A 12,498-nucleotide genomic window follows, 5' to 3' on the forward strand; every position below is an offset into this window, starting at 1 on the left:
ATGCAGGACACCCAGACCCTCGCCCTCCACACCCACCGACGCTTTGCGCAATCGGCCGACGCGGTCTACAGCGCCTGGCTCAACCCGGCGCTGGCCTGCCGCTTCCTGTTCGCCACGCCCGGTGGCGAGATGCGCGTCGTCGACCTCGATCCCCGCCCCGGCGGCCACCTGCTGATGGTGGAGTTGCGTAACGGCGAGAAGGTCGAGCACGTCGGCGAATACCTCGAACTGGTCCGCCCCCAGCGGCTGTCCTTCACCTTCGGCATCGGCCGGGACAGTGCCGAGCGCGACCGCGTCGACGTGGACATCAGCGCCCTGGACGAAGGCTGCGAGCTGCAGTTGACCCATCACCTGGACGCCCGCTGGAGCGAACAGGCCGACAACGCCCGCGCCGGCTGGGAGGCCATGCTGGCGCACCTGGCGGCGGCGCTGGAATCGGTGAAGCCTCACACCACCTGATAGACCACCCGGTTCGCCTCGCTGGGCACCGGCACCTCCCACTTGAACAGCATCCGCGCGATGTCCTGGTTGCGCAGGCTGCTGTCGCGCTGGCGATTGCGCCGGAGGATCTCCGCCTCCGGCTGCTCCAGGTAGACCAGCTCCACCCGCGCGTCGTAGGCGTAGAGCAGGTCCAGGGTCTTCTTGCGCATCTGTGCCGACAGGTGCGTGGCATTCCACACGAAGGGCCGCCGCGCCCGCAGCAGTCCCCGGGCCTGGTCGATGGCGTAGTGCGCAGCGGCCCCTTCGTTCTGGCCGTGGCGCAGGCCCAGTGCCTCGCGAGCGTCGTCGAAGGACACCACCGGCAGGTCCGGCCGGTGGCGCGCCTGCCAGGTGTTCTTGCCACTGGCCGGCAAGCCGGCCAGCACCACCACCTCGGAGCCCTCCACGGCCCGGTGCAGCGGGTAGTCCGGCAGCACCCGCGCACCACGGAAGTACTGCACCCGGGTGTGCTCGTCGACGAAGGCCTTGGGCGCGTGCAGGCAGCCCTCCTCCTCCGCCAGTTGCTCGAACAGGTCGATCTCGTCCAGCACCGCCTGCTTGCCGTCGAAGCCACGCCCCAGCATGTCCGCCCGCGCCACCGCGCAGAGCATCCACAGCGGCAGCTCCCAGGACAGCCGGTGCAGGGTGAATTCCACCGGGCGCCCGCTGCGGTCGCTGCTGAGGGCGAAGAACGGCAGCTGGTGCACGGCGATGATCCGGCAGATGCGCTCGCGCAGCTCGAACGGCACACCAGCGCGCCACAGCAGGATGCGCGCATCGATGGCGCCGCGCCGCGAATGGCCCGGCTGGCCGATGCGGCCGGTGCTTTCGTCGATCACCGTGGTGTCCGGCTTGGCGATGTCGTGCAGCAGCGCGGCGAAGAACAGCACGAAGCGCGCGTCCGCATCGGCAGCGGCATAGGCCGTCTGGGCCAGCAGCGCGCCCACCACCATCCGGGTGTGGATCCAGACGTCGCCCTCGGCGTGGTAGAGCGGGTCCTGCGGGGTATCGGCCAGCCGCCCGAGGGACGGGATGGCCGCCAGGCAGGCGGCGAAGTCCGCCGCCTGGCCGGGGTTGGGCACCAGGGCCCTGAGGGTTGCCATGTCCATGGTCTTCAGTCTCCTTGGGCAGCCAGGCTGGCCCAGGTCACCACCGGCTGCGGGGCGTAGAGGTCAACGCCCGGTGCCAGCAGGTTGGGAATGTACGGCTGCCGTGAATGGTGCAGGCCGCTGTCGAGAATCGCCTGGACGAAATCCGGGCGGACCCACTTGGCGCGGCCCAGGGTGTGCCGGGCGTCCTCGATCTTCAGGTACAGCCCCTCCATGTGCTCGGAGTGGTCGCCGTTGGCCAGCGCCCGGGCCAGGTCCAGCCCTTCGCGCCGTACGGTGCGCTCGAAGCTGGCGCGCCAGTCGGGCGAACGCGCCAGGGAGGGGCCGACCAGCCGCAGCAGATCGGCCAGCCGAGGCGGCGGCGGGCCCTCGTGGAGCACCGGCACCGACAGCACCGGGCCACCCGCCAGCAGCCCATGCCGCGCACGGGTGGACAGGAAGGCCTGTTCGGTGCGGTCCCAGATGTCGAACTCGAGGAACAGGTGCGGCAGCCGGTCGTAGAACACCGAATGCAGCTTGCTGCACACCTCGCCGAACATCACGTAGCGGTCTTCCAGGCGCTCCAGCAGCCAGGCTTCGTGGGCGCAGGCCCATTGCTTGAACTGGCCGAACTGGCGCTCGCGGCTGCCGCCGATCAGGTAATGCCCTCGGGATTGCAGCAACAGCTCGCCGCCGGGCGAGAAGCTGATGGCTGCGTTGGCGCCGTCGAGTTTTTCCTCCACCACCAGGTGGCAGCCGGCCAGGTCACGGTAGGCGAGCTGGTCGGCATCGCTGTCGCCGAGCTGCAGCCGCGACGACTCCAGGTGAGGCGTGCGCGGGTACTTGAACAAGTCGAGGTTGAGCGTCGAAACGCGGACGTGGTCCGTCATGGTCTTCTCCTTCTTGAAACAGGGAAAACCGACGACGTGATGCAGCGGGATCAGTGAGCGTGCGAATGCACGGCCAGCAACAGAGCTTGTCGAACCGTCGTCGGTGTCAGGCGAGTTGGCTGGCGCGGGGCATTGGCTTCACCACTTGAGGGAAGGGGGTGGATCGGAAGGGCGCGCATTGGACCGCCACACCACCCGGCCTGTCAAGGCCGTGAGCGTGATGCACCGCACACCGGGTTGCCCGGAGCCGAGTGCGATGGCACTCTGCGGCCCTTTTTCACACTCTGGAAAGCCTCCATGGATCGGATCGAAGCGGCGCTCACCACCATCAAGTCCCTGCTGCTGGGGGACGAGACCATCCTCCAGAGTTCGCACCAGCTGCGCCTTCACGCACTGAAGCACCGCCGCGAGGTGGTGGTCGCCACCAACATGCGGCTGATCATCTTCCGCCGCCGCCTGATCGGCGGTTACCGCATGCACGACATCCGCTGGCAGGACCTGCAGGACGCCGCCATCGACGAGAACCTGCTGCAGGACCTGTTCGGCGCCGAACTACGGTTGCGCCTCTACAACGGCCTGCTGATCCGCCTCAACGGCCTGGAGGTGGTCAGCGCGCGGGCCCTGTACGTGTACTGCCAGCAGCAGGAACAGGAGTGGCGCGAGAGGAACCGCGTCCGCGGCATGGAAGAGCGCGGGCTCGGCTTCACCCGCTTCGACACCCTCTTCGACCCGTCCATCCCGGGCGCCAGCAAGCGCACCACGCAGTCGAGCTCCAGCGTGTCCTACAGCGGCGACAGCGACAGCACCACGACCCCGATCTTCAACGCCGAAGTGACGGGCGACATCGGCGCCCTCCAGGGGCTGTCCAAGCTGGTCAACCCGCAAACCGCCTTCGCCAGCGCCGACAAGCTGGCCAAGGCCATGGCCGATGCCAAGCAGCAGTTCGAGTCGGGCAAGCTCTCGAAGGCCGAGTACCAGAGCCTGAAGATGAAGATCCTCAGCGACCTCTGAACCACCACCCGCCAGCCCCGTTTGCCGGTCGGCCCCGTGCCGGCCGGCAGACAACCTGAACTCCCCTCCCCCTCGCGCGCTCTCCAGATCATGGCCAGCCCCGGCGCCGGCCCCCATGGATCAAGGAGCCCGTGATGAACAGCCCCTCGCTGACCGCACACGCCCGTCCAGGCCAGGACGCCACCGGCGACGAAACCCGCCACTACGACACCGACCTGCCGGCGCGGCTCGACCGCCTGCCCTGGGGGCGCTTCCATACCCTGCTGGTGATGGCGCTGGGCATCACCTGGCTGCTGGACGGCCTGGAGGTGACCCTAGCCGGCTCGGTGGCCGCCGCCCTCAAGCACAGCCCGGCCCTGCACATGAGCAACACCGACGTGGGCCTGGCCGGCGGCATGTACATCGCCGGGGCGGTGCTGGGGGCACTGTTCTTCGGCTGGCTGACGGATCGCATCGGTCGCCGGCGGATGTTCTTCATCACCCTCGCGGTGTACATCGCTGCCACGGCCGCCACCGCCTTCGCCTGGAACCTCTGGAGCTTCCTCCTGTTCCGCTTCCTCACCGGAGCCGGTATCGGCGGCGAGTACTCGGCGATCAACTCCACCATCCAGGAGTTCACCCCGGCCCGCTTCCGTGGCTGGGTGGATCTGGGCATCAACGGCACCTTCTGGGTCGGCGCCGCCCTCGGCGCGGTGGGTTCGGTGGTGCTGCTGGACCCGGACGTGGTGGGTGGTGACATGGGCTGGCGCCTGTGCTTCGGCATCGGCGCGGCGCTGGGGCTGGTGATCCTGCTGATGCGCCTGTGGCTGCCGGAAAGCCCGCGCTGGCTGATGATCCACAACCGCCCGGACGAAGCAAAGGCCATCATCGACGCCATCGAGGCACGCTTCCGCCGCGAGGGGCACACACTCGCCTCCGTCGACCACCTGCCGCGCATGCGCCTGCGCGGGCGTGACCACACGCCCCTGGCGGAGGTGCTGCACACCCTGTTCGTGCGCCACCGCCGCCGCGCCCTGGTGGGCCTCAGCCTGCTCACCAGCCAGGCGTTCTTCTACAACGCCATCTTCTTCACCTACGCCCTGGTGCTGACGGACTTCTACGACGTCCCGGGGGACCAGGTGGGCTGGTACATCCTGCCCTTCGCCCTCGGCAACTTCTGCGGCCCGCTGCTGCTGGGCCGGCTGTTCGACCACGTGGGGCGACGGGTGATGATCAGCAGCACCTACATCCTCTCCGGCGTACTGCTGACCCTGAGCGGCTACCTGTTCCAGCAGCAGATGCTCGACGCCACCCAGCAGACCATTGCCTGGATGGTGATCTTCTTCTTCGCCTCGGCGGCGGCCAGCTCGGCCTACCTGACAGTGGCCGAGACCTTCCCGCTGGAGGTTCGCGCCCTGGCCATCGCCGTGTTCTATGCCTTCGGCACCGGCCTGGGCGGCATCATCGGGCCGCTGCTGTTCGGCCAGTTGATCGAGAGCGCCGAGCGCAGCCAGGTGTTCATCGGCTACCTGATCGGCGCCGGGCTGATGGTGGCGGCCGGGGTGATCCAGGCGTTGTGGGGCGTGGCGGCCGAGCGGCAGCCGCTGGAGAGCGTGGCGAAGCCGCTGTCGCAGGTGGAGCCGGAAGCGGTCACTGCATGAGCGTGCCGAGGGTCACCACGGCGCCCAGCAGCACGAACAGCCCCACCGTGCAGGTGATGGCGCTCTCCCAGCCATCGTCCAGCCAGTGGCCCCTGGGGTAGCGCCCCAGGGTGCCCAGGCGCAGGACGACGCGGCCGACGCTGAACAGCACCCAGCGCAGCAGCACCTCCACCAGCAGTTCGCCCAGCAGGCGGCCGACCGCGCCCAGGAGGCTGTCCATGGCTAGTAGAGAGGCCGGCTGCCGAGGGTGAAGTCCACGGCCAGTTCACGGTCGTAGCGGGTGGCCCGCGCGTTCAGGTGCTCCCAGCTCAACGTGCCAAAGCGCAGGTAGAGCCGCCCGCCTCGGCTGTCTGCCGAGAGCAGCGCCACCTGGCCGGCCTCGCGGCTGCCGTCGGTGGCCTTCAGGTCAAGCCGGTACTGGCCCAGCAGTTGGCCGTAACGGTCGACGTGATCGAGGGAGATACCCCCCAGGTGCCAGTCGCTGAGCAGCAGGTAACTGTCACCGAGGCAGGCCACCTGGCGTATGGCGGAGTCGGGCTGGTACCACCAGCCCTGGCCCGCCAGCTCGTTGTTGTAGCCGGCCGGGCTGGGGCGCACGCTGACCGCACCACAGCCGACCGGGCGCCCGGCGAACAGGGCCGGGTCCACCAGGGTGGCGGGCTGCAGTTCATGCAGGTTCAACGGCGTCTCCGGGTAGCCCCAGGGGAGATTGATGCGCGGCGGCGGGACCAGCACCTTCTGCAGGAAGCTGGCAGCAGGCGCATCCCGCAACTCCGGGTACCCATCGGGCGCCTGGCCGATCACCGGCCGGCCGTCGCCGACCCAGGCCTGGCGATTGCCCAGGCGTAGGTCCTCGGCCTGATCGAACACCTCCACATCGCTGCGCCAGGCGGCAGGCTCGGAATCCGGAATGGGGCTGATGCGCTCAATGACCACATAGCGCGAGGGCTCGCCGGCCCAGGGCACGGAGCGCCGCGCACCCCGTGGCAGGGCCTGGTAGGTGCGGCCGTCCGCGTGCACGCTGCGATACCCGGCGGCCAGCAACGGGGCAACCGTGACCTCGGCGAAGCGAGCCGGGCCCTCCCGCAGCACGGTGATCTCCGCCGCCGGGCGGGTGGCGGAAATGACCTGGGCAGCCGGCTGGTCGCGGGTCACCCAGTACAACGGCCCACCGACGGCGATGACCACACCCAGGCCCGCCAGCAGGCGCAGGGCGAACACGTCGCCGCTCTCGCGCATGGCCAGCAGGATGCGCACCATGTAGTGCAGCCCCACCAGGGGCGGCCATACGAGCAAGGCCGACAGCCCGGCCGGCATGGCACCGAGAAGGAGGCCCATGGAGAGCGGCAGGAAGGCCAGCTCACCGGCCAGCAGCAGGCAGAAGGCGAAGAGGTTGGCCAGCCCGCCCGCCTCCTCGGGCTCGATGAACAGCGTCCACACCAGGCCGGCCATGCCCAGCCAGGCGCCGGTGGTCAGCAGCAGCCCGAAGCCCGACCCGCCCGGTATCAGCAGGCACAGCAGGGCGAACGGCAGGGCCGCCAGCACCCCGAAGACATAGCAGGCACGGCGCAACGCCGGCCAGTTGCGGCGCAGGAAGGGCTCAGGGGCAACTGCCCCGAAGGCGGGTGGTGGGTTGTGCATGGTGTCGTCCGTGAACGCGCGCGCAGGCGATCCGCTCGCCTATTCGCCGATGTCCTCGTTCCAGAGTTCGGGGCGGGCGGCGATGAAGTCTTCCATCAACCGGATGCAGGTGGCGTCCTGCAGCACCTCGACCTCGACCCCGCGTGAGCGCAGCAGCGCCTCTTCGCCGAGGAAGGTGTGGTTTTCGCCGACGATCACCTTGGGAATGCCGTAGAGCAGGATGGCGCCGCTGCACATGGAACAGGGTGACAGCGTGGTGTACAGCACGCACTCGCGGTAGACGCTGGCGCTCTGCCGGCCGGCGTTCTCGAAGGCGTCCATCTCGCCGTGGCGGATGGCGCTGCCCTCTTGCACGCGACGGTTGTGGCCACGGCCGATGATGCGGCCCCGGTGCACGATCACCGAACCGATCGGGATGCCCCCTTCGGCGAGCCCCTGGCGGGCTTCGTCGATGGCGGCCTGCATGAATTCGTCCATGGGCGCTCCTGCGTACGCGGTGGAACCTGGGTTTCTCGGCCTGCGCGGTCGCAAGCCGCGCAGACCCTAGGTGACGGACGGCAGGCTGTCCACCCTCGCCTGCCCGAGCTGTGAATCAGCGCTCGCGCAAGGCCTCGGCGCGGGCGCGGATGATCGGCTTGAGCAGGTAGCTGAGAATGCTCTTCTTGCCGGTCATGATGTCCACCGAGGCCACCATGCCGGGGATGATCAGCAACGGCTTCTCGTCGCTGCCCAGGTGGCTCTTACGGGTGCGCAGCTTGATCAGGTAGAAGCTGTTGCCGTCCTCGTCGGTGATGGTGTCCGCGCCGATCTGCTCCAGGTCGGCCTGCAGCCCACCGTAGATGGTGTAGTCGTAGGCGGTGAACTTCACCATGGCCTTCTGTCCGGGGTGGAGGAAGGCGATGTCCTGGGGCCGGATGCGCGCCTCCACCAGCAGGGTGTCGTCCAGCGGGACGATCTCCACCAGGTCGCTGCCCGGCTGGATCACCCCGCCGATGGTGTTCACCAGCAGCTGCTTGACGATGCCCCGCACCGGCGAGGTGACCAGGGTGCGGTTGACGCGGTCCTCCAGCGCCTTGCCGGTGGCCTCGGCCTTGTTCAGGTCGGTGCGCGCCTCGTTGAGCTGGGTGAGCGCCTCGCTGCGGAAGCGCGAGCGGGTCTCGGCGACCTTCTGCTCCACCTCCTTGATGGCCGACTCGGCCCGGGGAATGGCCAGGTTGGTGGCCTCCAGCTGGCCGCGCACCTCCACTTCGGAACGCTTCAGGCGCAGGACCTCCACCTTGGAGATGGCCCCTTCCGCCACCAGCGGCTCGGAGATGGCGATCTCCTGGCGCAGCAGCTCCAGGCTGTTGCGGTACTGGCCCTGCTTGGAAACGAATTCGCGCTGCTCCTGCTGCTTCTGCACCAGCTGCTGCTCCAGCCCGGCCACTTCGTCCCTGAGCTGCTGCTGGCGGCTGCGGAACAGCGCCTCCTCGCTCTCAGCCTGGCCGGGGGCCTTCTGCCTCAGCGCATCGGGAATGGCCAGCTCGCGGCCGTCCACCTCGGCGCTCAGGCGCTCGACGCGCAGGGCCATGGCCACGCGGTCGGCCTCGGTCTCGCCGACGTTGGACTGGAAGCGCGTGGGGTCCAGGCGCAGCAGCGGGTCGCCCGGCTCCACCACCTGGCCTTCGTGGACGAACAGCTCGGAGATGATGCCGCCCTCGAGGTTGGAGATCTTCTGCAGCTTGGACGACGGAATCGCCTTGCCCTCGCCCCGGGTCACCTCGTCGATCTCGGCGAAATGCGCCCAGAGCCCGAGGAACAGGGTGAAGCCGATCAGCGTCCAGATGGTCAGGCGCACCACACGGGGCGCGTCCTCCACCAGGGCCTTGCTGACTTCCGGCAAGGGTTGGTCGGCCAGGCTTTCCTGGCCCTTGAAGTAGCTCATCAGGCCTTCGCCCATCGACTTACGCGACACTGATCTGCCCCTTCTTCAGCGCTTCCATCACGGCTTCCTTCGGACCGTCGGCGATGATCTGCCCCTTGTCCACGATCACCAGGCGGTCCACCAGGGACAGCATGGAGGCGCGGTGGGTGACCAGCAGCACGGTCTTGTTGGCGACCACGGCCGCCAGGCGCTGTTTCAGGCGTTCTTCGCCGGTGTTGTCCATGGAACTGGTGGGCTCGTCGAGCAGCAGGATCGGTGGGTCCAGCAGCAGTGCCCGGGCCAGGGCGACGTTCTGCCGCTGGCCGCCGGAGAGGTTCTGGCCACGCTCGCCCACCTGCAGCTCGTAGCCCTGGGGGTGCAGCCGGGCGAATTCGTGCACGCCGGACAGCTCGGCAGCCTGCAGCACCAGCTCGTCCTCGACGTAGCGGGCGCCGGACACCAGGTTGTCACGCAGGGTGCCGGCCAGCAGCTGGATGTCCTGGGGGACGTAGCCGATGTTGTGGCGCAGGTCGCTGACGTCCAGCTGGCGCACGTCCACGCCGTCCACCAGCAGGCTGCCGGAATCGGCCTGGTAGAGCCCGACGATCAGCTTGGCCAGGGAACTCTTGCCCGAGCCGCTGCGGCCGACGATGCCGACCTTTTCGCCGGGGCGGATGATCAGGTTGATGGTGTTCAGCGCCGGGTTCTGCTGGTTCGGGTAGGTGAAGGACACCTGGCGGAACTCGATGGCGCCCTGCAGGCCCTGGCGGGTCAGCGGCCGCTCGTCTTCGTGGCGTTCCTGGGGCAGCGCCATCATCTGGTTGACCGAGAACATGGTCAGCCGCGCCTGCTGGTAGCGGGTGATCAGGCCGGAGAGCTGGGTCATCGGGCCCAGGGCACGGCCGTTGAGCATGTAGCAGGCGATCAGCCCGCCCATGCTGAGGTCGCCGGCGATGATCATGTAGACCCCGGCGACGATCATCACCACGCCAGCCAACTGCTGGATCAGCAGGGTCAGGTTCAGCGAGAGGCTGGAGAGCATCTTCACCCGCAGTTCGAGGCGGCCCAGGGTGCCGATGGTCTGCTCCCAGAGGTACTGGCGCTCGCTCTCGGCGTTGTTGACCTTCACCGCGTCGAGGCCGGCCAAGGTCTCGATCAGGCTGGACTGACGCTCGGCGGACAGCGCCATGGTGCGGTCCATGGTCTCCACCAGCGGCTTCTGCAGCAGCCAGCCGAGGGTGCCGGCGAGCACGAAGGCCACCAGCGGCACCCACACCAGGTGCCCGCCGAGGATGCCGATCACCAGCAGGATCAACAGCGTGAACGGCAGGTCGATGACGCTGGTCATGGTCAGCGAGGCGAGGAAATCCCGCAGCGTCTGGAACTCATGGATGTTCTGGGCAAAGCTGCCGACCCGCGCGGGCCGGTGCTTCATGGCCATGCCGACGATGCGCTCGAACAGCGTGGCGGAAATGATCATGTCGGTCTTCTTGCCCGCCAGGTCCAGGCACAGGCCGCGCATGGTCTTGAGCAGCAGGTCGAAGACGTAGGCGCCGGAAATGCCCACGGCCAGCACCCACAGGGTGGCGGCGGCCTGGTTGGGCACCACGCGGTCGTACACGTTCATGACGAACAACGGCGCGCCGAGGCCGATCAGGTTGATCAGCAGGCTGGCCGCCACCGCGTCGACGTAGAGCCAGCGGGAACGCTTGAGGGTGTCGCGGAACCAGTGCTTGACCCGGGGGATCAGCGTGCCGTGGTTGAGGTCGAACTTGTGCCGCGGCTGGGCGAAGAAGGCCTGGCCGGCATAGTCCTCCGCCAGGGTCTCACGGGGGGCGCGCACTTCGCCGCCGTCGCTCTCGCTCAGCAGCAGGCGTGCATCGCCGTTGGCTTCCCAGCCCAGCAGCACGGCGCAGCGACCCTCCTTGAGGATCAGCATGGCCGGCAGTGCAATGGCCGGGATCTGCTCCAGCTTGCGCTGCAGCAGGCGCCCCTGCAGGCCGGCCCGGGCGGCCGCACGGGGCAGCAGCTCGGGGGTCAGGCGCTGGCCGGGCAGCGGCAGCCCCGCCGTGAGCATGGCCCGGCTGGCCGGGCGCTGGTGCTGAAGGCAGAGGCTGAGGAGGCTGTCGAGCAGGGGGTCATCGAGCTGTCCGCGTGGATCGTTGGTGAAGGGCAATCGACTGGCTTCTTGATCCACGCTGGAACACTCTTTTCAACGGTACGGGGGTTGGGCGCTGCTCAGTTGAGGCCCGGCAGGTTCACTTCGGGCTTCAGCTCACTCTGAACGACGCTCGCCATGGGAGCGACGACACCCTGGCTCTTGAGCAGCTCGCCCATGGTGGCTTTGATCCGGTACTGAGTAAACAGCTCCAGATAGCGAATTTCAGCCAGGCGACGGGACGCGGTGAACAGCTCGTTCTCGCTGTCCAGCAGGTCCAGCAGGGTGCGTTCGCCGATGCTGAACTGCTTCTGGTAGGACTCGCGCACGCGGCTGCTGTAGTCCACGTACTGCTGGGCGATGGGCATCTGCTCGCGGGCGTTGGCCAGGGCGTTCCAGGACAGACCCAGGTCTTCGTTGAGCACGCGCAGGGCGTTGTTGCGGATGTCCAGGGCCTGGTTCACCTGGTAGGACTTGGACTCCAGGTCGGCCTTGTTGCTGCCGCCGGCGAACAGGTTGTAGCGCATGCGCAGCATGGCCTGCCATTCGTTGACGTGGCCGTTCTGGCCGTCCAGGTCGTTGTCGGCGCCACGGCGCAGTTCGGCATCGAAGCGCGGGTAGAAGGTGGACTTGGCGGCGTCGTACTGCTTCTCCGCAGCGGCCACGTCGGACTCGGCCGAACGCAGGATCGGGCTGTTTTCCAGCAGGGCGCGACGGGCCTCGGCCAGGTCGGCGGGCAACTGGCCCGGCAGGCCGGACGGCTCGGTCAGTTCGAGCGGGTCGGTGCCCACCACGCTGAAGTAGTTGGTGCGGGCATCGGCCAGGTTGGTCTGCTCGGTGATCAGGTTGTTGCGGGCCTGGGCCAGGCGCGCCTCGGCCTGGTCCTGGTCGGCCAGGCGCCCTACCCCACGGGTGCTGCGCAGGGTGATCTGGTCATAGATGCGCTGGTGGCTCTTCAGGTTCTCCTCGGCCAGGCGGACCATCTCCTGGCGCTTGATCACCTCGATGTACACCTGCGCCACGTCCAGCGCGGTGCGCTCGGAGGTGCCCAGCAGCGAGTAGGCACGGGAATTCACGGTGGCCTGCTGGCGCGCCACTTCGCTGGAGGTGGCGAAGCCGTCGAACACCATCTGCTGCAGGGTCAGGGCCGACTCGCCACGGGTCATGGTCCGCCAGTGGTCACCCTGGCCACGGGTGGTGGTGTTGTCGCTGCCTTCGCGGCCATAGCCGGCCACCACGTCCACACGCGGCAGGTAGCCGCCCTTCGCAGCCTTCAACTGATAGTCAGCCGACAGGCGGGCATTCACCCCGGCCTGGACTTCCGGGTGGTACTCGATCGCACGCTGCATGGCCTCCTGCAGGGTCTGCGCGTGCAGGGGAAAGCTGGCGACAAGGGCAAAGGGCAAGGCGGTAACAAAGCGCAGACGCATGGAAAGGCATCCTTTCATGGAAATTCGGTGGGTTTCTGTCCGGGCAAGATTCCGTCAGGGAATTGGCGTCAACCTTGCTCAAACAGCGAGCAGAAATCCGTGACCCAAGTCAGTCCTGATCCTTCTGTCAGAACTATCTTAAATAGCTGCGAATATCAAAGTGACATTACGTAGGCAATTGTTTAGGATGGCAGTCAATTGGTCAATACTTTGGCATATACCCAATAGCGAATCTGAATAAGCCAAATTACTGACGC

General features: G+C 67.9%; 11 protein-coding genes. 3 read left to right on the forward strand and 8 right to left on the reverse strand.

The genetic code is table 11. The annotated features are described in order from the left end of the window. Positions 1-459 (forward strand): SRPBCC domain-containing protein, encoded by a 459-nt coding sequence (locus tag RTK35_RS03365; protein WP_052807549.1) that lies wholly within the window; start codon positions 1-3, stop codon positions 457-459. On the opposite strand, the gene RTK35_RS03370 is transcribed toward RTK35_RS03365, so the two are convergent. Continuing rightward, positions 447-1,589: an AAA family ATPase gene (locus tag RTK35_RS03370; RefSeq protein ID WP_316907376.1), complete on the reverse strand. Its 1,143-nt coding sequence runs from the start codon at positions 1,587-1,589 to the stop codon at positions 447-449. The two genes, RTK35_RS03365 and RTK35_RS03370, sit on opposite strands and share 13 nt — an antisense overlap. A 5-nt stretch (positions 1,590-1,594) precedes the next feature. Then, on the reverse strand, positions 1,595-2,458 hold the full coding sequence (locus tag RTK35_RS03375) for an RNA ligase family protein (protein WP_107328400.1): 864 nt from the start codon (positions 2,456-2,458) through the stop codon (positions 1,595-1,597). Positions 2,459-2,755: 297 nt separating this feature from the next. Between RTK35_RS03375 and RTK35_RS03380 the strand changes: the two genes are divergently transcribed. Both RTK35_RS03380 and RTK35_RS03385 read left to right on the forward strand, forming a co-directional pair. Further along, positions 2,756-3,469 (forward strand): PH domain-containing protein, encoded by a 714-nt coding sequence (locus tag RTK35_RS03380; RefSeq protein WP_282886710.1) that lies wholly within the window; start codon positions 2,756-2,758, stop codon positions 3,467-3,469. 134 nt (positions 3,470-3,603) lie between these two features. Further along, the gene (locus RTK35_RS03385) at positions 3,604-5,109 is read left to right on the forward strand and encodes an MFS transporter (protein ID WP_222901705.1); all 1,506 of its coding nucleotides are present in this window, start codon (positions 3,604-3,606) and stop codon (positions 5,107-5,109) included. Here the strand turns inward: RTK35_RS03385 and RTK35_RS03390 are convergent. From RTK35_RS03390 to RTK35_RS03415, 6 genes are all read right to left on the reverse strand, one after another. Further along, positions 5,099-5,329, reverse strand: a complete 231-nt coding sequence (locus RTK35_RS03390) for a hypothetical protein (RefSeq protein WP_222901704.1) — start codon at positions 5,327-5,329, stop codon at positions 5,099-5,101. The genes RTK35_RS03385 and RTK35_RS03390 overlap by 11 nt on opposite strands. Positions 5,330-5,331: 2 nt before the next feature. Further along, positions 5,332-6,750 (reverse strand): hypothetical protein, encoded by a 1,419-nt coding sequence (locus tag RTK35_RS03395; RefSeq protein ID WP_316907377.1) that lies wholly within the window; start codon positions 6,748-6,750, stop codon positions 5,332-5,334. Between the two features lie 39 nt (positions 6,751-6,789). Further along, positions 6,790-7,227, reverse strand: a complete 438-nt coding sequence (locus RTK35_RS03400; RefSeq protein ID WP_044403734.1) for a nucleoside deaminase — start codon at positions 7,225-7,227, stop codon at positions 6,790-6,792. A 115-nt stretch (positions 7,228-7,342) separates the two neighbouring features. Then, the gene (locus tag RTK35_RS03405; RefSeq protein ID WP_142016356.1) at positions 7,343-8,689 is read right to left on the reverse strand and encodes an HlyD family type I secretion periplasmic adaptor subunit; all 1,347 of its coding nucleotides are present in this window, start codon (positions 8,687-8,689) and stop codon (positions 7,343-7,345) included. Between the two features lie 4 nt (positions 8,690-8,693). Next, the gene (locus tag RTK35_RS03410; protein ID WP_074967851.1) at positions 8,694-10,850 is read right to left on the reverse strand and encodes a type I secretion system permease/ATPase; all 2,157 of its coding nucleotides are present in this window, start codon (positions 10,848-10,850) and stop codon (positions 8,694-8,696) included. 41 nt (positions 10,851-10,891) lie between these two features. Then, positions 10,892-12,241, reverse strand: coding sequence for a TolC family outer membrane protein (locus RTK35_RS03415; RefSeq protein WP_044403740.1), 1,350 nt, complete (start codon positions 12,239-12,241; stop codon positions 10,892-10,894). Positions 12,242-12,498: the final 257 nt, after the last annotated feature.

The organism is Pseudomonas sp. zfem003, from assembly GCF_032621675.1.
Classification (GTDB): domain Bacteria; phylum Pseudomonadota; class Gammaproteobacteria; order Pseudomonadales; family Pseudomonadaceae; genus Metapseudomonas; species Metapseudomonas otitidis.